Source organism: Candidatus Bodocaedibacter vickermanii, from assembly GCF_014896945.1.
Taxonomy (GTDB): domain Bacteria; phylum Pseudomonadota; class Alphaproteobacteria; order UBA6184; family UBA6184; genus Bodonicaedibacter; species Bodonicaedibacter vickermanii.
The window spans coordinates 911477-932375 of sequence record NZ_CP054719.1 but is presented as its reverse complement, the minus strand read 5'-3'; the positions used below and the strand labels follow the sequence as shown (position 1 = coordinate 932375).

Here is a 20899-nt window from a genome sequence, read left to right as displayed (position 1 = left end):
GTTCTCATAAATTATCTAGGGTTTCACGTAGTCTTCGACCAAATCCTATGGAAGAAATTTGATGATAAAGTGCCAGCATTCTACTTAAGAAAATGCCAAACAGGGTCGTCATTACGGCCAGGAAGATGCTTTCTTGATCAAAATTTATAGTGCTTCGTGACAGTGTAAAGTATAGGGCGAGCAAAGTGCCCCACCCAAAGGATATTTCTACAAAAAGGAAATTAATTTTAGAGGGTAGCTTGTACAATTCGTGAGCGATTAATAAGCCTGATGTGGCTGTAATAGTTCCCAACATTCCCTCCCAAAACCAACCAGTGTCAGCGCTGGTAATAGCATACAAGACACCGCTAATCGTATAACTGGCCAAGCCTAAAGCGCAAGTGATTTCTTGAATCCAGCGATCTTTATTTTCAGAAACAATATAGGTTCGAATTTGTCGGTATGACAAAGAGCGCAATGTCGAAATAATTGCATGGGCTACGAATATGATTCCAATTACAACGGACAAGTAGTATGGGTTTCTGAAGAACTCAATGTGTCCGGTGGTAAGAATGTCTTTAAGTACGGGGCCGGTAAAGACAACGACCATTGAAAAACCAACTGTTTTTACAAACGCCATGTGTCTGTAGAAGCCATGAATAAATGCATAAATCGCAAAAGACACAATGCCGATTAATTCTATCAAGCGTAACCACCCCTCGTCGATAGTATGCATTAGTACTGCCGGCGTTAGGTATTGAGTGAATAATCGATCAATCTTTCCATCCTTGTGCATTGCCGTAATTTGAAGATTGATATCTTCAATCTTTTGCATCAGCGGACTGTGATTTAAAATTCCCAGCGCAATGGGTCGATGTAAATCTAAATTGATTTCGCGCACGTATTTCCACTGGTGTAATTTGTGTAGCAGCGTTGAGAAAACTATGCGATCGCCAATGAACATGTTTAAAGAACCCTGTAAAAATTCTTCCAGCAAATCAGATTCATTGTGGGTTTTGTGAGTTTTTGTCGAATTTCTGGGATCGTTGATAAAGTCATTTAAGGTGGCGTCTCCCAAATTGCGAGCGGACGTAAGTCCAAGAGGGTTTGTCTCGCTTATTGTGTCTAATAATTGTTGCGGTGTATAAAAGTACTCCTTAGAATTTGCCGACAGATATGCAACATAGGCTTCTTGTCGATAGGATTCTGACCACGTAACGTTTGGTAAACTGTTGATTGGATATCCTAAAATGGCGTCGACCTCGTGATTAGAAATCGACCTGAGAACATCTTTTTCATTGATAGGAACAAGTGTGACTTTTATATTTAATCTGCGGGCAAGGTCTCGGATAAAGTCAATGTCTAAACCGCTAACTTGGGAAATACTATAGTTGTTTGTTTGATAGCTGTAGGGTAATCGGGATACCCAACCAATTTTTATACTGGTGGATCCAAAGCTGGATCCAATCAAAGAGACCAACAAAAACAAAAAATAAAAAGGGCGCATTTTTCAAAAGTTCTCATAACACCTGTTTACTGTATCTAAAATATATTAAAAAAGGATTTATTCTTTATTTTTTTGTGGCGTTTATTTTTCGGCGCTTTAGGTGGTGGACATAACAGGGATTGAACCTGTGACCCCTACGATGTCAACGTAGTGCTCTACCGCTGAGCTATATGTCCTTTTGAAATTATAGATATTTTCTAAATATACTGATTTTTATTTTTTTGCAAGGGTTCAATCTATCTTGATGAATAATGTTTCATAATCTTGCGGACAGCCAAATCTTTTTTTAACTTTGAAAGATAGTCCAGCATTGTCTTTCCATTAATATGATCGATCTCATGCAAGATACACCGCGCTTGCAATCCATGAAATGTTTCTGTTTTTTCTTTTCCAGTTTCGTCGTGATAGCGCAAACGAAGGGATGCTGATCGCTCAACAGGAATACCCTGCCCAGGAACCGATAGACAGCCTTCTTCAAAGACTACTTTTTCGTCTGACGTCCATTCAATTTCTGGGTTAATGAAATAGAATAGCTTTTGTTTAATAGGGTTTGGATCGCGCGTCAAGCTGTTATCATCGCCAATATCCATAACGATGATTCTTTTTAATATGCCCACTTGATTGGCGGCAAGCCCAATGCCGTTATCGGCATACATTGTCTCAGTCATGTCGTTTAGTTGTTGACGAAGAGCGTCATCAAATACTGTAACGACCGCCGCTTTTGTAGACAGCGTTGAATGTGGTGCAATTAAAACATTTAAAACAGTCATGAGTTGTCCTTTAGATCATCCTCTGTTTTATTAGTATAAAACTCAGGGGAATTCAAGTCCCGAACGGTTTTTTCTATAACAACAATATCTGCCATTTCCTCGGATTGAGAAACTACATCAAGATCTTTTAGTCGACGCGCAGAAACAAGAACACGTTTTTCCAGCGTTCCTACAGATTGATTGTATGCGTCAACGACACCATGGATGTTGCGCCCTAATTTAGAAAAATGATCACCCATGTCAGATAATCGTTTATACAATTCTTTTCCGATGCGGCTGATTTCCTGAGCATTTTCAGTCATTTTTTCTTGGCGCCAGCCAAAGGCTACTGCGCGCAACAATGCGATCAGAGTCGTTGGTGTTGCTAAAATAACCTTTTCTTCGACGCCCGCCTCGATCAATCCTGGGTCTTGCTCCAGGGCTGCAGAAAAGAAAACTTCACCCGGTAAAAACAATACCACAAATTCTGGCGCGGGTTGTAACCCCAGCTGATCCCAGTAGCTTTTGCTGCTAAGTTGTTTGATGTGTTGGCGAATTTGACGCGCATGCTGTTTTACAAATTCTTTCTTTTGTTCTTCGTCAGGAGCATCTAGTGCATCCAAATATGCAGATAGCGGAGCCTTGGCATCCACCACAATTTTTTTCCCGCCGGGCAGGTTTACGACCATGTCTGGGCGATATCGACGTTCTTCCCCGACCACGTTTACCTGTTCCATAAAATCGCAATGGGATAACATGCCTGCCATTTCAACGACACGACGTAATTGCATTTCGCCCCATTGTCCGCGTACGGTGGGTGCTCGTAATGCTTTTACAAGGTTCGATGTTTCTGTTTGCAGTGCTTTTTGGCTTTCCAGCATTGAGCTTAAGTGTTGCTTTAGTCCTTCATAAGCGCCCACGCGGCTTTTTTCAAGTTCTTGAATTTTTACATCAACGTCTTTCAGCGTGGTGTGCAGAGGTTGAATCATTTCCTGAATTGATTTTTGTCGATGGGTTAAATCAGTTTGAGCATGCTGATGAAATGCCCCTAAAGATTCTTTTGCCAGTTGCAAAAAACTTTGATTGTTCATTTTTAACGCATCGGCAGACAGCGCTTTAAACTGATCAGAAAACTGGCGGTGCATGTTTTCCATATAGCGCAGCTTTTCTTCAAAGGCTAGCCGTTCGCGCTCTAGCATGACGCCTAGCTCGCGGCGCTGGCTGTCGGTTTCCATGTATCTGTATTGCAACGATTCATATTTTCGTTGTTGAAAAATGAACGCGATAACGGCGGTTATTGCGCCCACGATTAATATAATAAGCTCTAATGACATTTTAATTTTATATAGTTGCTGTGTGTAGTTTAACGTTATAAATAATAAAGGCAACTATAAAAGTTGCCTTTATTAAGGAGATCGCATTTGAGATTATAACTCTTATTAGTTTTGTTAAGAGCTATACATATTTTATAACATTTTTATTTTTCGTATGCAAACATTTATTTTCATTTTATTTTTCATGCGCTGGAGAGCTAAGTTTTTCCAATCGTTGATGATCTCTTAAGATAAAGCCATCAATATCAGCAATGTCTTTTTCAAGGGCTGCAATCATTGCGTCGCTCGTGGGTGTTTTTTCTTGAGCTCTTGCTTCTTCTAAGATAGCGACCAACTGCTCTCGATTTGTTTGTAATAATCCGATGTTTTTCTGTAGATGTGCAGCTTCTTCTGTTGTGATAGATTGGGTTAACTCTATATAATCCCTAACAACGTCTGCAAGAAGGGATGGTCGCTCTTCATCTGCGGGAGCAGCAAGGTCTGCAAGCAAAAGGGAGTCTAGCGTCCACTTTGATACCGCCTCTTCATCTCGGTAAAGCCGCAACTTTCCTTTGTCGCCCTCAAACATCGTCCTGGTCTGCTCCAAAAGCTGTAGGGTTATTTCCTTTGCGATTTGAGATTCTGTTACGCGTTGCATAATTACGCCAAGTCGGATAGCCATGGTTTTTTGTTTTCTCTTGTCGAGGTTCGCTGTGACTTGAGCCAGGGTGTCCGCAGATAGTTGACCGGTTCTTATCAGGCCAAAAAGCTCTTCCATTTGGAGCAGCTGTCGAGCGACCTCTGCGGCATCCGGATGCGCCCGAATATCTTCTAAGATAGTGTCATATCCTGTGATGGGCTGTTGAGCGTGTCTTAGATGAGCTAAAAATAGCGCAAGCATTCGATCGATCGTGCTGCTGCGCTCAGTTAACTTATCGTGACGCCCCATATAAGATAATAAGTTTTGTTCAAGAATCCTCGCTTGAATTTCCTTGCCCCGCTCAACAAGGTGAAGAAAGCTTGATTTCGGAGATTGTTCCGCTACAATAAGTTCGATCGTTTCAGAACCTTTGGTTATCGGTAATACCAGGCCAATTAATAGGCACAGTTTAAGTGTTTTTTTTATCATTGTACTGCCTCGTCTTTGGTTTTCGACTAATATAGTCGGGGTTTGATTTTATCCAATAGATTTTTCTAAATATTTTCGAGCCAATATTTTGCCCTGTTCCACCGCGGGTTGGTCAAAACAGTTAACACTCATAACGTCTGCTGTCAGAAGGGTCTCAAGGATCAGCTGCATCATTAAGGCGCCAACAACCTCTGGAGACACCTCTGTTATTTCAATGATGCGTGTTGGGCGGGTGTTGTTTTTTAAAACTTGAATTGTGGCAGATTGCTCTGCCTGCATTAGATCACCCATTGTGCGGCCCGACATATCCTCAAACCCAATCGCATGTGAAATCTCTGTGGATACTTGATCGCCAACCCAATTCAGTGGGTGCGTTATAAGGGTGAACAATTTATCTTTGGGACCATCTAAATACAATTGCAGCTGACTGTGTTGGTCAACGGTTCCTGTCGCGTTAATGGGGGTTGTCCCTTTGCCGTTCTTTCCCAGGCTTTCAGCCCACAGCTGTCTAAACCATCGACCCAAGGGTTCCAATTGATCAACATAAGTCATAAATACGGTTTGGGTAAGGTTTAAAGTTTGAGCCGTTTGATGCATTAGACCCACGCTTTCAGTAATGGGATGCGTTTCTGGGTTTAGCAGAAATTCAGTATAAAGTGTTTGAGCTCCAGAAATAACGCGATCCACAGGAACGCTCATTAGCATGGCTGGCAATAATCCAACAAGGGATAGCGCTGAAAAGCGCCCACCAATTCCTTGATCATGATCGATACACATAAAACCATATCGATCGGCCAATTTTTTAAGGGGGGATGATTTTGGTTCGGTGACAACAATAAAGTGATCAGATATTCTATTTTTCCCCACGACAGATTCAACTCGGGCAATGGCAATAATTGCTTGTGTTAATGTCTCTGGGGTTGTTCCTGATTTGGATATGACTAAAAACAAGGTCGTTTCTAATCGGCTTTTTTCCCAAAAATGTTTGAAAGTTAACGGATCAATATTATCAAAAAAATGGATTCGAATGTCGTCTTCTAATCGGGATAATTTGCAGAGTACTTGAGCGCCCAGGCTGGATCCCCCTGTTCCCAGAAGCACAATATCTGTAAACCGCTCTTTAGTTTTTTCTGCAAGATGACCATAAGCCAAGACCTTTTTTAGGTTTTCTTGTAGACGAAACATTGGGAGATTAGAATGTACATCTTTAAATTTACGAACGGCCGTTGATAGCGATTGGGTAAATTCAAAGGGGTTAATCTGTTTTAGATGATCTGTATTGATGTTAATCATAACGGCCTGTTTCATAGTTTATCAAACTATAATACGTAAGTAATCTGGTTACAATCTTTGAGTTGAGATTTGCGATTTTCTAGGTTGGCACGATCCTTGCTTAACATTCCATAGAAAGATTTATTGAGGAACGACAATGCCAATGCCCGGAGCAAAAAATTCAAGCCTTATTATGATGTCTCGGCAATTTGCCATTGAAAAAGAGATTGAGTATTTAGCAGAGGCTATATCTAAAAAAGAGGTGTCAGGATTTCAAGCGACAAAACCACGATTTGAAGAGCACGTTCAAGGGGATGTGTCCTATGTGAAATTTGCTGGCGTCGTTCGGGATCTCAATCATGGTCCGATAACGTACACGGGGCAAAAGTTAGATCTTGCAACTACGTCGGGCTATTTTGCGGTGATGACGCCCAAAGGGATTAGATATACTCGCAACGGTCATTTTCATCTAAGCACCACTGGCGAAGTTATTAATACAGACGGATATCCTTTGCTAAACGACGGTGGCGCTCCTATTGTTTTAGAAGACAAAGAATCTGTCGTAATTAGTCCAAATGGAACGGTCTCCACCCCCAATGGAATCATGGGAAAAATCAAGGTTGTTGAGTTTGCCAACGAACAGCAAATGAGTGATGACGATTTGAAAGGATATTACTCGTCGACAGATCCTGAGGTTGTTCCTCAGCATTATCAGGTGTGTCAGGGGTCGTTAGAGGGATCCAACGTAGATACGGTTAAATCATTAATGCGGTTTTCCGTTCTGTCTCATCACTGGCAAGATTCGCATCATGTACAGAAAAAGCACGATGATTTGGAGCTAGAGGCTCCATCAAAACTAGCGCCAGCATAAACGTAACAAGGAGAGTATTATGACAATTTCAAGAGCAATGCAGTCAGCAGCCAGCGGCGTAAGAGTGGCTGAGGTTATAATGGATGTGGTTGCCAATGGGTTTGCAAATCTGCAGAACCACGGTGGAAAAGTAGGATGGGTTGAGGTGGGTGCTATGGGTACCCAAACGATGACGGCTCCAGGTGCAGCAACGGAAGAAGGGGCAAATGGTGTTGGGATTCAGCTTGGACTGGGGGCAACAGTGAAAGCTATTCATAAAGATATGACGCAAGGCGCTTTACAAGAGTCAGACAGCCCGTTTCATATGGGAATTCACGGTGCTGGTTTTTTTCAGTTTATTAGACCTGACGGTCGAATAGTCTTTAGCCGCAAGGGCATCTGCCGACTTGATAAGGATCGCAATATTGTAAACTCGGATGGATACATCTTGGCGCCTGGTATTCAAGTTCCAGAAGGATATCAAGATGTGGAGATATCGCAAACCGGTCAAGTTTCAGTAAAAATGCCCGGACAAAATGCTATGCAGGACGTTGGGCAATTAGAGATTGTTCGATTTATTGAGCCGGGTGTTTTGGGTCAAGAGGGTGATTATTTTGTAGCCAATACCGAGTCTGGAGAACCAGAGGTCGGTGCTCCAGACACAGGGGGGCGCGGGGTGTTAAAAAGTCGACACTTGGAGGCCAATAACGGAAGCGCCATTAAATTAATGGGGGACATGATTCAGGCCCAACGCAATCACGGACAATGCTTAGCAATTATTAAAAAAGCAGATGAGATGTCTGAATCTCAAACAAGGATAGTATCATGAAGCAGACTATAAGCTTTCTTGTTGTTATATTTTTTAGCTTAACGTCGGCACATGCTGTGAAGGTTGAATTAAAAGACAGCCATGAAGTGTACAAAGAGTTTTTAATGTTGTCTGATTTTTTCGGCGGAATTGATCCAGCAAAAGATCAAGATATTTTAGAAGCTCCAAACAAAGGAGAGTCTAAGCATTATGCCCATGACTGGGTGCGCCAACTGGCAGAGAATTTTGGACTAAGTTGGGCTCCTTCACATTACAAAGGGATAACGCTGTCTCGTCATGACGGGCTCTCAACCAAAGTAAATGCACAGGATGTTGTGCGCGAATATTTAACTCAGCATCATCCTGAAAAAATATCGGGTGGGATCGATGTGTCCATAGAAGCGTCATCGCAATACTTATTATTAAAAGGTGCCACAGAGCCAAAGTTAACAAATTTTTCCTGGATGGGGGATCAAAAATTTCTCGTGACCTTTGATGTTGGCGGCCATGAAAAGAAGATAAAAGGGTGTTTGTCAACCATGGTATTAATTCCTGTTTTAAACAAGCAGCTAGAAGTTGGATCAATTATCGAAAAAGAAGATTTGGAGTTTAAAGATTTTCCATCGAACAAAGTTACAAAAAACATGATTCAAGACGAAAAAGAATTGATTGGCAAGACATTAAGGCGCAAATCTGCAAAGGTCGGCGACATGTTAAGCGTACACGACATTATTAGTCCCATCATCATTAAGCGCGGAGATCTGGTTACAATGAAGGTTGAGACGCCAACTGTTGTAATTTCCACTCGAGGAAAGGCGCAAGGAAATGCTGCCATTGGGCAATCAGTTCAAGTGATGAATTTAGAAAGCAAGCGCTTGATCGAGGGGGTTGTTAAAGACTCTCAAACGATCATCATCCCCGTTGTGGGTCATTAGGAGATATTAAATGCGAAGCATGTTACCCGTAATAATAATTGCACACCTGCTTGCCGGATGTTCTGGGGTTAATGAATTAAAAACTGCGGTTGTTGGAACAAACTTATCCGGGATTGGAAATATTAAAGACCCCGACGAAGAACAGGTAAAAACGCCCCTGCCGGAACCAATCGTGGAACAACCAAATCGGAACTCGTTGTGGCAGCCGGGCGCAAGATCCTTTTTCAAAGATCAACGCGCATCAAGACCTGGCGATATTTTAACGGTTACCGTGAGTATTAATGATTCTGCAAACATGAATAATGCGACAAAAAAAGAGCGAGCCTCTCAAAATAAAAATGCATTATCTAAGTTGGCTGGGGCTGAGACAGGGTTGCATAAATATTTTCCTGGGATAACTCCGTCCAGTGTGTTTGATACAAGCTCAACACCATCGCACAGCGGCAAGGGGACGATTAACCGAGCAGAGCAAATTAATTTAGAGGTTGCCGCGATGGTTGTTCAATTGTTGCCCAATGGAAATTTGGTGATTAAAGGTGAACAAGAAATATTGGTGAACAGTGAGCTTAGACGGTTGCATGTTTCTGGCATTATTTCAAAGGCAGACATTGACCCCGGGAATATTGTAAACAGCCGAAGAATCTCGCAAGCCCGAATTTATTATGGCGGCGAGGGTGAAATTAACGATGTTCAACAAGATAAGTGGGGCAACAAATTGATTGAGGCGATCACTCCATTTTAAACAAAAACACCCATCGTTCAGGTGGGTGTTTTTTTAATTACTGCGGGTTGTTAAAATACGATCTTTTATTGCTGATCTGTTGAGCGGGATCCATGAATGCGCTCTACTTCCGCCACAATTTCTTCCCACGTAAGACCACCCATAACTATTGGACCTCTTGGGGCTGCCTGGTTCACTTTACGTTTAGTTGATGGGGTCATAACAACTGTTTGTTTTGCTCCGGTCTTTTTGTATTGAATATCTGTTATTTTCCCCAAACAGTTTTGTTGAGCTTCTTTTAATAAACTTGTTTCTGTTCGAGTTTGATCGCGACCAGACGCTGTATTGGTAACTCTTGTGGGTTTCTTGAGCAGTATTTTTTCAATTGCGATTTGCTCTTCGTTGGACAATGTTCCCTGCTTTAGGGGTTTTGTTTTAGAAGAAAAATAGTCGCGATCAATCATCTTAATAAGCAAAGGAGGTGATGATTCAACAGAGCGGGAGGGCGCGCAATCATCATATGTCAGACTCAAAACTTGATTTAGATTGAGCTCGATAGTGTTTAGCGCCGATCTAGCTGTGCATACTTGTTTTTCTGTGTTGAAGCTATTTACGCTGTTTTCGTCAGATGTCTCGTGGTTGGATCCGTGTGTGGCTCCAATAATTCCGCACAGCAATAGCATTGTTTTTAAGTGTTTTTTCATGAGCGTCTCCCTGGTGTTATTCTTACAGCCGTTTAATGGGGAGCTATTGTTTCAATTTCAAGAGGGGGGCAAAAATAAAAATGCATTTACTGAAAATTAACCAATAACGAATTAAAAATAATACAAACAGGCTTTTCTTTGAAAAAACTATCGAATTGATTATAATAAATAAAAAGGTGTTGCATATGATTGATCGACCACTTTCACCGCATTTACAAATTTATAAACTGCCGTTGGCTGCCATCATTTCTATTTCTCACAGAGTCATGGGGGGCGTCTTATTTGTATCTGCTATTGTTATCTCTTTGTTGTGTTTTGCGTGGTTTGCGCATATTGATTTTAACTGGATTACATCTTTGATTTTCTCATGGCTTGGTAAAATAAAGGCGACCTGGCTTATTGTTGGTGTTGTTTTCTATGCCTTAGCCGAAATAAGATACATTGTTTGGGGGCTAAATCATGGTATCAGCCCAACCTTTGTAAGCACGTCTAATATGCTAATAGTCACTGCCACGTTTGTGATTAGCGCGATGTGCTGGGTTAAGATGTGGGGCGGATTATGAAATTAAATCTTAAAGCAATTGATGCGCACTTAATCATCAGAATACTGTGTTTGCCGGCCCTTGTTTTTGTCGGATGTCTATTAATAAAAATGACAACAACGCCCGATGAGTTTATTAATTTCTTGCGAGCCTATAAGGCTGTTGGTGTATTTTCACTGATCGTAATTATGATACATGCAACCCAAGAATTGATAACAGCGTTAGAGGATTATATTCCAAAGCAAACGACAAGAACCAAGGGAATAAAAATACTGGTATTTCTAAGTTTGACTTCTGTGGTAATCATAAGCTTTACGTTATGGCGGATTTAAGTTGTGAATGAATATAAAATAATAAAACATCAATATGATGTCGTCGTCGTTGGGGCTGGTGGCGCTGGATTAAGGGCAACATTGGGAATGAGCGCTCAAGGTTTAAAAACAGCCTGTATTTCAAAAGTATTTCCAACCCGCAGCCATACTGTTGCAGCACAAGGTGGCGTTGGTGCAGCACTTGGCAACATGGGTGATGGCGATAAATGGGAATACCATTTCTACGACACCATTAAGGGGTCGGATTGGTTGGGCGATCAAGATGCCATCGAATACATGTGCAAGCATGCAAAAGAATCGGTGATTGAGTTGGAACACTTTGGGGTTCCATTTTCCAGGACAGAGGACGGTAAAATTTATCAACGTCCGTTTGGCGGGCACACAATTAATAAGGGTGAATCGATGGCTCACCGAGCATGTGCGGCGGCCGACCGAACAGGGCACGCAATTTTGCATACGCTGTACCAACAGTGTGTTCGCCATCAAGCTGAATTCTATGTCGAATATATCGTTATTGATTTATTAAAAGATCCAGAAGGCAACATCTGCGGTGTTCTTGCCTGGTGTTTGGATGATGGAACGCTGCATGAATTTCAATCTCATTTGGTTGTTATGGCAACCGGCGGATATGGTCGAGCATTCTTTTCTTGTACTTCCGCGCATACCTGCACAGGTGATGGCAACGGCATGGTTCTAAGAGCCGGATTGCCACTTGAAGACATGGAGTTTATTCAGTTTCACCCCACGGGTATTTACGGCGCTGGATGTTTGATTACCGAAGGCGCACGTGGTGAAGGCGGCTACCTTACCAATGCAAAGGGCGAACGATTTATGGAGCGATACGCCCCCGCTGCAAAAGACCTTGCCTCGCGAGATGTTGTAAGTCGCGCAATGACCCTTGAGATTTTAGAGGGGCGCGGTGTGGGCGAACATAAAGATCACATCTATTTACACCTTGAACATATTGATGCAGAAATTCTTCACGAACGATTGCCAGGCATTTCCGAAACCGCAAAGATCTTTTCAGGCGTGGACGTGACTCAACAGCCCATTCCTGTGTTGCCAACGGTTCATTATAATATGGGTGGGATACCCACAAACTATTATGGGGAGGTTGTTGTCCCCAGTGGTAAAAAGGAAAAAAAGATTGTTCCTGGGTTAATGGCAATTGGTGAGGCGGCATGCGTGTCAGTTCATGGTGCCAATCGTTTGGGAACAAACTCATTGTTAGATTTAATTGTGTTTGGCAGGGCTGCTGCCATTCAAGCGGGCAAATTGATCAAACCAAATTCTCCTCATAAAAAGCTACCCGAAGACGTTTCGCAGGTTGCGTTGGATCGTTTTGATCGTATTCGAAATTCTAATGGTGCGACACCAACTGCAAAGGTATTGCTGGCGTTGCAGAAAAACATGCAAAACCATTGCGCTGTGTTTAGAACAGAGGCAACCTTACAAAAAGGTATTGATGAGCTATCTAACGTTAAGCAGCTGCGTGACGATTTGAAGGTTACCGATCGTTCATTAATTTGGAATACCGACTTAGTAGAGGCGCTGGAATTAGATAATCTACTGCTGCAGTCAGAGGTCACGTTGCATTCAGCGTTGGCTCGCAAAGAAAGTCGTGGAGCCCATGCCCGAGATGATTTCCCAGATCGCGATGACAAAAGCTGGACGAAGCATACCTATGCATCAATAGATGATGGCAAGGTTAACCTAGACTATCGAGATGTTACATTAAAAACATTGTCATCTGACGTAGATTCATTGCCGCCAGTTCGGCGTGTATATTAAGGAACCAAGATATGGCTGATTTTACATTACCGAAAAATTCTGTTGTTAAAAAAGGTCAGCATTTTCCAAGTGCGGCAAAGAACAAAAAAGCATTTCATATCTATCGATACAATCCAGACAAGGGCAACAACCCAACCCTAGATACGTTTGAGGTCAACATGGATACGTGTGGACCCATGGTGTTGGATGCGCTTATTAAAATAAAAGGTGGAATCGATTCATCCTTAGCGTTTCGACGATCGTGCCGCGAGGGTGTGTGCGGCAGTTGCGCGATGAACATTGATGGACGAAATACGTTAGCATGTTTAAAACCTATTAGTGAGGTTAAGGGCGATGTGATGATTTATCCCCTGCCCCACATGTCGGTGATCAAAGATTTAATTCCTGATTTAAAAGATGCCTATGCACAGTATTCATCTATAAAACCCTGGGTGCAAGAGAAAGACCTACCTAAAGATTCTGAGCGTTTGCAGACCCCCAAAGATCGTGCAAAGATCGATGGATTGTGGGAATGTGTCTTGTGTTTTTCATGCTCAACCAGTTGTCCAAGCTATTGGTGGAATAGCGATACTTATTTGGGGCCTGCTGTGCTGTTACAAGCGGCGCGATTTATTGAAGACAGTCGCGATACCATTACAGAAGAGCGCCTGAGCGATTTAAACGACTCATTCAAGCTGTATCGTTGTCACACAATTATGAACTGCACAAACACTTGCCCTAAGGGGTTAAATCCTGCTAAAGCTATTGCAGGTATTAAATCAAAAATAAAGGGCTAAAATGTCTGTGTTAATGTGTGTGCCGTTTGTCGGGCTAATTTTATCTATCGCCTTGCTTCCGTTGTTGACCCCCAAATTATGGCATAAAAATTATGGTAAGATTGCCTTTGGCTGGTTAGTTTTTGGCGCTTGGAGTATTGGTCATTTCATGAGCCCTGAAACTGCGGTGCGCTCAATTTCACATGCGCTGGTTGAAGACTATGTTCCGTTCATTTGTATCGTTTTTGCATTATATACGATTAGCGGAGGTCTTCGAGTTCACATTCATGCGAACCCTACTCCCGGTTTAAATACAGCAATACTTTTTCTGGGGGCGGTATTTGCAAACTTTGTGGGAACGTCTGGCGCGTCTATGATTTTGATTCGTCCATTTTTAAAATTAAACCACCATCGTTCAAATCGAACACACCAGGTGATTTTTTTCATTTTCGCTGTTTCAAATATTGGTGGTTTGTTAACACCCTTGGGCGATCCACCCTTATTTATGGGGTTTTTAAAGGGGGTTGATTTCTTTTGGACAGCTCAACATTTGTGGGCGCCTTATACGGTGACGCTAGGGATATTGTTGTCGATATTTTATGTCGTTGATCGACGCTTGTGTGAGGTTGAATTGTGTTCTCAACCCGCCGATCACAAGATCAATATTTCAATCGATGGAAAGATTCACTTTTTCCTATTGCTGGGTGTGGTCGCTCTTGTGTTGCAAAGTGGAATTTGGAAACCAGAAGAATATTTTCATGTCCTTGGAATTGAAGTCGGCAGACAAAACATGATGCGTGATGTGGGCATGGTCTTGTTGGCGGCATTGTCGTTGTTAATGACCCCTATGAAAATTCGCAGAGGTCATGAATTTCATTGGGAACCCTTTTTTGAAATCGCAAAATTATTCTTGGCGATATTTATTACGTTAATTCCTGTGTTGTGGATGATGCAAGAATTCGGATCTCATCTTACAGCGCCACTGACAGCAACGGAATATTTTTGGTTGTCTGGGGGCTTGTCCGCATTCCTGGATAATGCGCCAACGTACCTGGCTTTCTTTAATCTTGCTGGGGGCGATCCGTCACAGCTGATGATGGGGAAAGCCAGCATATTAATTGCAATTTCATTGGGGTCGGTTTATATGGGGGCGTTAACCTATATTGGAAATGCACCAAATTTTATGGTTGCAACGATTGCAAGAAATTATCAAATTCGCATGCCGTCATTCTTTGGATATATGGCGTGGTCGTTTGCAGTTCTGCTGCCGATTTTCATTTTGATTAATTGGTTGTTTGTCGGAAAGTAAATAGAAACAGAGATTGGCATAAATGAGAGGGTTGGATACATTGGATCTAACCTAATGGATACAGCGGCACGTTGCTAGCGTTACATTGCAATCGCTGGTGTGTATCAGACACGTCTTAGTACTTTATGAACAGAGCAAAGATTCTAAAAAACAGTCCGATCTCTATTATAGCCGTACCATCTGTAAAAAAGCACGCTCCATTTGATCGATTGACCATATGTGGGGCTGCTTTACTAAAATTTCCAATTCATCCAACTTGACGATCGCTTTCAATAATCCGCCCACGCTCCATTTGGATAGATTGTGTATTAATTGTGGGCGTCGATTAAACGGTATCATTGGGGTTGCCTGGTTGACAACAACCTGAGCAGAAATTCCCTGATCCATTTTCATTCTTAAAGCAACAAGATCCCACATTTGTTTTGCAATAATGCGCACCAATGGAATGCTTTCTTTTTCAAAAATAGCCTGTGCTTTTTGAAATGTATCAATCATTGCTTTTGGGTTTTTACTTACAACGACTTCTGCAACTTTGAATATTGCAAGGGGTTGGCTTGGAATTAAAGCTTTCTCAACCTCTTCAACGGTTATTGATTCGCCCGCTGGGTATAGTTGCAACACTACATTAAGTTGTTGCCGAATGGCAGAAAACGTCATCAGATAGTTTAGGATAGTTTCCACCACTCCAGATTCCAGCTGAAGGTTTTTCAGTTTGTATCGCGTAAAGGCAGATAGAAATTGTTGATCGTCACCGTATATGCCGATGGCTTGGTATTTTGTGTGGGCATTCACATAGGTTACAATTTTACTGGTTGATCGTAGGTTTTTTCCAACCATTACGATGGGAGCAAAGGGTTCATAGGATTGTAACAAGCTTAAGAATTTATCCGTAACATCGCGAACAACATACAGTTTTGGAGATTCAAACAGAGAAGATTCCAAATATAACTTTTCTTTTGAAATCGCAAGCAATTCAGATTCGGTGAACGTTTTTACAGCAGCGCCGGAGGCATTTAAACGCTCTGGCAGTAAGTCTAATACCAGGTAATCTTCAATAGCAGGTGCATTTCCATAAAGCAAACACCCCGATGGAATCTGCGCTGAAAAAAGAGTTTCGGGGCGTTGCTTCATTTGTTTTTACCTAAGACACAACGATGTTAACAATTTTGTTTTTCACAACAATGACGCGTTGAACAGTTTTGCCGTCTGTTAAATGTGCCACATGGTTTAGGGCGGCTTGTTTAACAGAGTCTTCGTCGCTGTCCGCGGGCATGTCGATTGTTCCGCGCAACTTTCCGTTGACCTGAATCGCGATCGTTACCTGCGTTTCAACAGTTAGTTCTGGGCGATGTTTTGGCCAGGGTGTTTCATATACCAACGTTGTGTGCCCAAAGCTTTGCCAGATCTCCTCACATATATGAGGTGTTATCGGAGCAAGCAATTGAATCAATGTTTCATAGCCTTCGCGGAACGCCCACTTCTCATCAGTTGTTTTTGGATCAAATGCAAACAATGTGTTGGACAATGTTCTTAATCTTGCAACGCCACGGTTGTATGAAAACGTTTCCAAATCATGGGTGTATTCCATAATTGTTTTATGAACAACTTGGCGCAAGGTCACCGCAGCAGCAGAAAATGTATCTGGTTCTGGCGTGTTAATCGCAGGAATGCAATCCACAGCATACATTGCTTGAGTGTACAGTTTGTTTAAATATCTCCATGCTCCATCCGCGCCAGAGTCTGTCCATTCCAGATCTTTTTCAGGAGGATTGTCAGACATCATAAATAGGCGAGCTGTATCTGCACCATAAGTGTCAATGATTTCACCGGGGTCAATGGTGTTCTTTTTCGACTTGCTCATCTTTTCTAAACGACCCACCGTAACCGATGATTTGTCGGATGCTTTAATATATGTACCATTTTCGAGAGGCAGAACTTCAGCAGGTGACAGCCAAGCCCCTTCTTTGTCTTGATAGGTTACGTGGGTGATCATGCCTTGCGTTAACAGGTTTTTAAAGGGCTCTTCAAATTGAATGGGGTACCCACATTTGCGCAGCGCGCGTGTGAAAAAACGAGAATACAATAAGTGTAAAATGGCATGTTCAACACCACCAATATACTGATCGACCGGCATCCAATATTGCACATCTTTTTCATCAAAGGCCTGTTCAGATTTTGGGGAACAATAGCGCAAGAAATACCAAGATGATTCAAAGAATGTATCCATTGTGTCCGTATCGCGAATGGCAGGTTTGTTACAGCTTGGGCAATTTGTATGTTTCCAAGTTGGGTGATGATCCAGCGGATTTCCAGGGCGATCAAACGTTACATCCTCAGGTAATTTGATGGGCAGGTTTTCAACTTTTTCAGGAACCACTCCGCAATCGTTACAATGAACAAACGGCACAGGGCACCCCCAATAGCGTTGACGGGAAACACCCCAATCTCGCAAACGATAGGTCGTGGCGCTTTTCCCAGTGTTCGATGAATCTAATTTTTCGATCATGGTTTTTTTGGCATCTGCCGATGTCATACCCTCTAGAAACTCTGAATTAATCATCGTTCCATCGCCAGTATATGCAGCGGCACGATCCCACGATCCATTGTCGCTGACAACCTGAACGATGGGTAATTCGTATTTAGTCGCAAATTCAAAATCGCGCTGATCGTGTGCTGGGCATCCAAATAATGCGCCCGTGCCGTATTCCATTAATACAAAGTTTGCAACGTATACGGGAATTATTTTTCCTGGAATTAACGGATGGGATGCGGTTAAGCCTACAGGGCAACCAAGTTTTTCAGCCGTTTCAATGGCGGCTTCGGACGTTCCCCCGCGTTCACATTCTTGAATAAACGCTTTGAGGTCGGCGTTTGCTTCAGATTGTTTTTGTGCAATGGGGTGTCCTGCTGCAATGGCTAAAAACGACATACCAAACAATGTATCGGGTCGGGTTGTAAAGACAGTAACGGTTTCTCCGTTAGACAATTTGAAGTCAACATAGGCACCCTGGGATTTTCCAATCCAGTTTTTTTGCATGGTGCGAACTTTTTCTGGCCAGCCGGTTAAAGAATCTAAGCTTTCAACTAACTCATCTGCAAAGTCTGTAATTTTTAAAAACCATTGGTGAATCAGTTTGCGCTCAACCAAAGCGCCAGAACGCCAACCTCTGCCATCAATAACTTGTTCGTTTGCCAAGACGCTGTTTTCAATCGGATCCCAGTTAACATGAGATTCTTTGCGATACAACAATCCTGATTTCCAAAAGTCGATCATCATCTTTTGTTCATGACGATAATATTCGGGTGTATGGGTTGCGACTTCTCGATTCCAATCATATGAAAAACCAAGGGGTTTAAGCTGAGTTTTCATTTCTGTGATATTTTTATTCGTCCACTCTCCGGGGTGTACTTTGCGTTCCATCGCAGCATTCTCTGCTGGCAGACCAAATGAGTCCCAACCCATGGGGTGCATTAAATTATAGCCAAGCGCTTTGCGATATCTTGCCGCAACATCTCCCAATGTGTAATTGCGAACGTGCCCCATGTGAATGCGTCCGGAGGGATAAGGCAGCATTTCTAAAACATAATATTTGGGTTTGGATGGGTCAACATCAGATTCAAATACCCGGCGTTCATCCCATGTTTGTTGCCATTTTGCTTCGCTGGTTTTAAAATTATATCGCATTGTTATGTTGTCCTTAATCGCGTTTATTTTGGTCATAAATTCGTATGGCTTCGCTTACGATTCTGTCAATTAATGCTTGACGAATAGAGGTGTCTGGCGTTGCCGTGACCCAATTGCTACCCTGTTTTTTTTCCATCATCATTAATACTTCAAGACTATCTGCTTTGGGGGATTTTCCCAAAACATGAAATGTAAATCGATATCGAATGTCTGTTTTATCAGCAGGTGTAATCCATTCTGTTTGAATAATCCTGGCATGAAAATTATTAAAGCTGATGGGGTGTTCCGATGTAATGCGACTGACGGCGGCCCACATTGGGTCATCACCTGTTACCGTTTTCTCATCGGCGTCTTTTGACCATTTCCACGTCAGGGCATCTTTTCCAAGGGCGCTGCCTTTGCGCTCCTCATCCAGTCGTTCTTTTGCGGTATCAAAGCCACCTGGAGTGTTGTTGGAACAGCTTGATAATGCTATACCGCAGAATAAGAGTGTTATTAAATATGCTTTCATGGCGATGCCTCTCATAAAATTTGATTAACACTTTCTTATATCAGATTCGCTTTTTTATGTCATCCAACATTGCAGATGGGTCAAATAATATTGGTGAGATGTTCAGCAATACTATACACTGAGGACGATGTAGATTTAATCTAATGATTGCCCATGACAGATCAACCCAATTTATATACTGGTGTTCAAATTATTTTAGACACGGTCAAGACCCTTCCTTTGCGACCGGGCGTGTATCGTATGTTAGATGCCGCGGGTCAAGTGCTGTACGTTGGAAAAGCAAAGAGCCTTAAGAACAGGGTGCGCAGCTATACCGTGTTGGATCAGCTGCCATCGCGATTGCAGCGGATGGTATTCGCGACCACCTCTATGGAGATTATTTCCACAAAGACAGAGGTTGAGGCGTTAATTTTAGAAAGCCAGTTGATAAAAAAGCTGCAACCCAAATACAATATTTTACTTAAAGACGATAAATCTTTTCCATATATCTATATTCAAAAGGGGCATGACTTTCCACAGATCTATAAAAAGCGTGGGGTAAACGAACATGAAGCACAATGTTTCGGCCCCTTTGCCACGATCGATGCAGTGGAAACCACAATGATTGCACTGCAAAAGATATTTAAATTGCGCAATTGTAATGATGCCTATTTTGATGCCAGGCAGCGTCCATGCTTGCAATATCATATTAAACGATGCACAGCGCCCTGTGTTGGAAAAGTAAGCGTTGAAAGTTATCATCAGCAGGTGGTGCAGGCTGCAGATTTTTTGAAAGGAAAGTCGCAAGAGATTCAAAAAATGTTGGAGCAAAAAATGGTAAGTGCTGCCACAAATGAAGAATATGAATTGGCTGCAGCATACCGTGATCAAATTAAAGACTTGCATAAAATCCAACAACATTCCAGCATCAATCCTGTCGGGGTTCGCGATGCTGATATGATGGCATTATACGAAGAAAAAGGATGCGTGGGTATTCAAGTGTTTTTTGTGCGGGGTGGTCAGAACTATGGAAATTTATCTTATTTTCCAAAACATAGCGCCGACAATTCGATTGAGGAAATCTTTCAGCAGTTTATTGTGCAGTTTTACGCGTCGCGAATTGCTCCCAAAGAAATATATATTAGTCACGTTTTGTCGGAACAAAACTTGATCGCTGATGCATTAACTGAAATGAATGGGCAGCCTATCCATATTTATGTGCCACTACGTGCAGAGAAAAAACGATTTATGGATATGGTCTCGTCCAATGCCAAAGCAGCCGTAAATCGCAAATTATTAGAAACGGCCAATCAAAAAGATTTGTTGCAGAAATTGGCGAGCTTTTTAGATATGGAAGAGATTCCTGGGCGCATCGAAGTCTATGACAATAGTCACATTCAAGGAGCCCATTCGGTTGGCGCATTTATTGTTGCTGGCGAAGATGGGTTTATAAAAAATGCTTACCGTAAATTCATCATCAAAGACGCAACCGTATTTGGCGATGATTTTGGAATGATGAAAGAAGTTTTTCGCAGACGATTTACAAAACCAGACACAGATGAAAATTGGTCGTTCCCAGATGTTGTTATTATCGATGGCGGTCTTGGGCAGTTAAACGCGGTTATCGAGGTTTTACAGGAACTGCAATTGCCCAATGTCCCAAAATTGATGGCGGTTGCCAAAGGGGTTGATCGCAACGCAGGTCGTGAAAAGATACTTGTTCCTGAAAAACCAATGGTGCAGCTGGACTTCAACGATCCGTTACTGTTTTTTATTCAGCGATTAAGAGATGAATCACATCGATTTGTGATTGAAACCCATCGAAAAAAACGCAAGGTTCAAATGACCCTGTCTCAATTAGATGAAATACCAGGAATTGGACCCAAACGAAAAAAAGCTTTGTTACATCATTTTGGATCTGTTAAATCTATTAAAGAGGCAAGCATTGAACAGTTTGAACACGTAAGTGGAATTAGTCCAACGATGGCAAAAGAAATCTATCTATTTTTTAATCCAGAAAGTTAAAAC

At 42.2% G+C, this 20899-nt stretch carries 19 protein-coding genes and 1 tRNA gene; 10 read left to right on the top strand and 10 right to left on the bottom strand.

The window, feature by feature from the left end; genetic code table 11:
- Positions 1-4 precede the first annotated feature (4 nt).
- The 6 genes from CPBP_RS04315 to CPBP_RS04290 all read right to left on the bottom strand — a co-directional run bounded on the left by CPBP_RS04315 (position 5) and on the right by CPBP_RS04290 (position 5985).
- Positions 5-1486, bottom strand: a complete 1482-nt coding sequence (locus CPBP_RS04315; RefSeq protein ID WP_350331636.1) for a substrate-binding periplasmic protein — start codon at positions 1484-1486, stop codon at positions 5-7.
- A 101-nt stretch (positions 1487-1587) separates the two neighbouring features.
- Positions 1588-1662, bottom strand: a tRNA-Val gene (locus CPBP_RS04310).
- 60 nt (positions 1663-1722) lie between these two features.
- Positions 1723-2256, bottom strand: a complete 534-nt coding sequence (gene def / locus CPBP_RS04305; protein WP_350331635.1) for a peptide deformylase — start codon at positions 2254-2256, stop codon at positions 1723-1725.
- A complete protein-coding gene (locus CPBP_RS04300) occupies positions 2253-3569 on the bottom strand; it encodes a DNA recombination protein RmuC (RefSeq protein ID WP_350331634.1) in 1317 nt (438 codons plus the stop codon). The genes def and CPBP_RS04300 overlap by 4 nt, the downstream gene beginning before the upstream one ends.
- A gap of 175 nt (positions 3570-3744) precedes the next feature.
- Positions 3745-4677: a hypothetical protein gene (locus tag CPBP_RS04295; protein ID WP_350331633.1), complete on the bottom strand. Its 933-nt coding sequence runs from the start codon at positions 4675-4677 to the stop codon at positions 3745-3747.
- Between the two features lie 48 nt (positions 4678-4725).
- On the bottom strand, positions 4726-5985 hold the full coding sequence (locus CPBP_RS04290; protein WP_350331632.1) for a phosphoglucose isomerase-related protein: 1260 nt from the start codon (positions 5983-5985) through the stop codon (positions 4726-4728).
- A gap of 121 nt (positions 5986-6106) precedes the next feature.
- Between CPBP_RS04290 and CPBP_RS04285 the strand changes: the two genes are divergently transcribed.
- From CPBP_RS04285 to CPBP_RS04270, 4 genes are read left to right on the top strand one after another with little or no spacing between them, the layout of a single operon-like run.
- Positions 6107-6820 (top strand): hypothetical protein, encoded by a 714-nt coding sequence (locus tag CPBP_RS04285; protein ID WP_350331631.1) that lies wholly within the window; start codon positions 6107-6109, stop codon positions 6818-6820.
- 19 nt (positions 6821-6839) lie between these two features.
- Complete coding sequence (locus CPBP_RS04280) at positions 6840-7628, top strand: flagellar hook-basal body protein (RefSeq protein ID WP_350331630.1); 789 nt, start codon at positions 6840-6842, stop codon at positions 7626-7628.
- The gene (gene flgA, locus CPBP_RS04275; RefSeq protein WP_350331629.1) at positions 7625-8542 is read left to right on the top strand and encodes a flagellar basal body P-ring formation chaperone FlgA; all 918 of its coding nucleotides are present in this window, start codon (positions 7625-7627) and stop codon (positions 8540-8542) included. Before CPBP_RS04280 ends, flgA begins: the two co-directional genes overlap by 4 nt.
- Positions 8543-8552: 10 nt before the next feature.
- Positions 8553-9284: a flagellar basal body L-ring protein FlgH gene (locus CPBP_RS04270; protein WP_350331628.1), complete on the top strand. Its 732-nt coding sequence runs from the start codon at positions 8553-8555 to the stop codon at positions 9282-9284.
- Positions 9285-9349: 65 nt separating this feature from the next.
- Here the strand turns inward: CPBP_RS04270 and CPBP_RS04265 are convergent, their stop codons facing one another.
- A complete protein-coding gene (locus CPBP_RS04265) occupies positions 9350-9967 on the bottom strand; it encodes a hypothetical protein (protein ID WP_350331627.1) in 618 nt (205 codons plus the stop codon).
- 185 nt (positions 9968-10152) lie between these two features.
- Between CPBP_RS04265 and sdhC the strand changes: the two genes are divergently transcribed.
- The 5 genes from sdhC to CPBP_RS04240 are packed head-to-tail and all read left to right on the top strand — an operon-like array spanning position 10153 to position 14696.
- Positions 10153-10530 carry a succinate dehydrogenase, cytochrome b556 subunit gene (gene sdhC, locus CPBP_RS04260; RefSeq protein ID WP_350331626.1) on the top strand — a complete coding sequence of 126 codons (378 nt, stop codon included), beginning with the start codon at positions 10153-10155 and terminating at the stop codon, positions 10528-10530.
- On the top strand, positions 10527-10841 hold the full coding sequence (locus tag CPBP_RS04255; RefSeq protein WP_350331625.1) for a hypothetical protein: 315 nt from the start codon (positions 10527-10529) through the stop codon (positions 10839-10841). The genes sdhC and CPBP_RS04255 overlap by 4 nt, the downstream gene beginning before the upstream one ends.
- 3 nt (positions 10842-10844) lie before the next feature.
- Complete coding sequence (gene sdhA, locus CPBP_RS04250) at positions 10845-12632, top strand: succinate dehydrogenase flavoprotein subunit (RefSeq protein WP_350331624.1); 1788 nt, start codon at positions 10845-10847, stop codon at positions 12630-12632.
- Between the two features lie 11 nt (positions 12633-12643).
- Positions 12644-13408 (top strand): succinate dehydrogenase iron-sulfur subunit, encoded by a 765-nt coding sequence (locus tag CPBP_RS04245; RefSeq protein WP_350331623.1) that lies wholly within the window; start codon positions 12644-12646, stop codon positions 13406-13408.
- 1 nt (position 13409) lies between these two features.
- Positions 13410-14696 (top strand): sodium:proton antiporter, encoded by a 1287-nt coding sequence (locus CPBP_RS04240; protein ID WP_350331622.1) that lies wholly within the window; start codon positions 13410-13412, stop codon positions 14694-14696.
- A gap of 165 nt (positions 14697-14861) precedes the next feature.
- Here CPBP_RS04240 and CPBP_RS04235 read toward each other — a convergent pair whose 3' ends face one another.
- Genes CPBP_RS04235 through CPBP_RS04225 form a run of 3 tightly spaced genes read right to left on the bottom strand, consistent with a single transcriptional unit; the run spans position 14862 to position 18892 of the window.
- Positions 14862-15827: a DNA polymerase III subunit delta gene (locus CPBP_RS04235; protein WP_350331621.1), complete on the bottom strand. Its 966-nt coding sequence runs from the start codon at positions 15825-15827 to the stop codon at positions 14862-14864.
- Between the two features lie 10 nt (positions 15828-15837).
- Positions 15838-18381 (bottom strand): leucine--tRNA ligase, encoded by a 2544-nt coding sequence (gene leuS / locus CPBP_RS04230; RefSeq protein WP_434057605.1) that lies wholly within the window; start codon positions 18379-18381, stop codon positions 15838-15840.
- A 13-nt stretch (positions 18382-18394) separates the two neighbouring features.
- Complete coding sequence (locus tag CPBP_RS04225) at positions 18395-18892, bottom strand: DUF3576 domain-containing protein (RefSeq protein ID WP_350331619.1); 498 nt, start codon at positions 18890-18892, stop codon at positions 18395-18397.
- Positions 18893-19045: 153 nt separating this feature from the next.
- Between CPBP_RS04225 and uvrC the strand changes: the two genes are divergently transcribed.
- Positions 19046-20896, top strand: a complete 1851-nt coding sequence (uvrC, locus tag CPBP_RS04220) for an excinuclease ABC subunit UvrC (RefSeq protein ID WP_350331618.1) — start codon at positions 19046-19048, stop codon at positions 20894-20896.
- The last annotated feature ends 3 nt before the right edge of the window (positions 20897-20899 follow it).

Bases quoted from the DNA above. Each gene is read 5' to 3' on its own strand.
- uvrC (WP_350331618.1), top strand. From the start codon at position 19,046: ATGACAGATCAACCCAATTTATATACTGGTGTTCAAATTATTTTAGAC.
- CPBP_RS04235 (WP_350331621.1), bottom strand. From the start codon at position 15,827: ATGAAGCAACGCCCCGAAACTCTTTTTTCAGCGCAGATTCCATCGGGG.
- sdhC (WP_350331626.1), top strand. From the start codon at position 10,153: ATGATTGATCGACCACTTTCACCGCATTTACAAATTTATAAACTGCCG.
- CPBP_RS04255 (WP_350331625.1), top strand. From the start codon at position 10,527: ATGAAATTAAATCTTAAAGCAATTGATGCGCACTTAATCATCAGAATA.
- CPBP_RS04225 (WP_350331619.1), bottom strand. From the start codon at position 18,892: ATGAAAGCATATTTAATAACACTCTTATTCTGCGGTATAGCATTATCA.
- CPBP_RS04270 (WP_350331628.1), top strand. From the start codon at position 8,553: ATGCGAAGCATGTTACCCGTAATAATAATTGCACACCTGCTTGCCGGA.
- CPBP_RS04315 (WP_350331636.1), bottom strand. From the start codon at position 1,486: ATGCGCCCTTTTTATTTTTTGTTTTTGTTGGTCTCTTTGATTGGATCC.
- CPBP_RS04265 (WP_350331627.1), bottom strand. From the start codon at position 9,967: ATGAAAAAACACTTAAAAACAATGCTATTGCTGTGCGGAATTATTGGA.
- flgA (WP_350331629.1), top strand. From the start codon at position 7,625: ATGAAGCAGACTATAAGCTTTCTTGTTGTTATATTTTTTAGCTTAACG.
- CPBP_RS04245 (WP_350331623.1), top strand. From the start codon at position 12,644: ATGGCTGATTTTACATTACCGAAAAATTCTGTTGTTAAAAAAGGTCAG.
- CPBP_RS04285 (WP_350331631.1), top strand. From the start codon at position 6,107: ATGCCAATGCCCGGAGCAAAAAATTCAAGCCTTATTATGATGTCTCGG.
- CPBP_RS04240 (WP_350331622.1), top strand. From the start codon at position 13,410: ATGTCTGTGTTAATGTGTGTGCCGTTTGTCGGGCTAATTTTATCTATC.
- CPBP_RS04290 (WP_350331632.1), bottom strand. From the start codon at position 5,985: ATGAAACAGGCCGTTATGATTAACATCAATACAGATCATCTAAAACAG.
- def (WP_350331635.1), bottom strand. From the start codon at position 2,256: ATGACTGTTTTAAATGTTTTAATTGCACCACATTCAACGCTGTCTACA.
- leuS (WP_434057605.1), bottom strand. From the start codon at position 18,381: ATGCGATATAATTTTAAAACCAGCGAAGCAAAATGGCAACAAACATGG.
- CPBP_RS04280 (WP_350331630.1), top strand. From the start codon at position 6,840: ATGACAATTTCAAGAGCAATGCAGTCAGCAGCCAGCGGCGTAAGAGTG.
- CPBP_RS04300 (WP_350331634.1), bottom strand. From the start codon at position 3,569: ATGTCATTAGAGCTTATTATATTAATCGTGGGCGCAATAACCGCCGTT.
- CPBP_RS04295 (WP_350331633.1), bottom strand. From the start codon at position 4,677: ATGATAAAAAAAACACTTAAACTGTGCCTATTAATTGGCCTGGTATTA.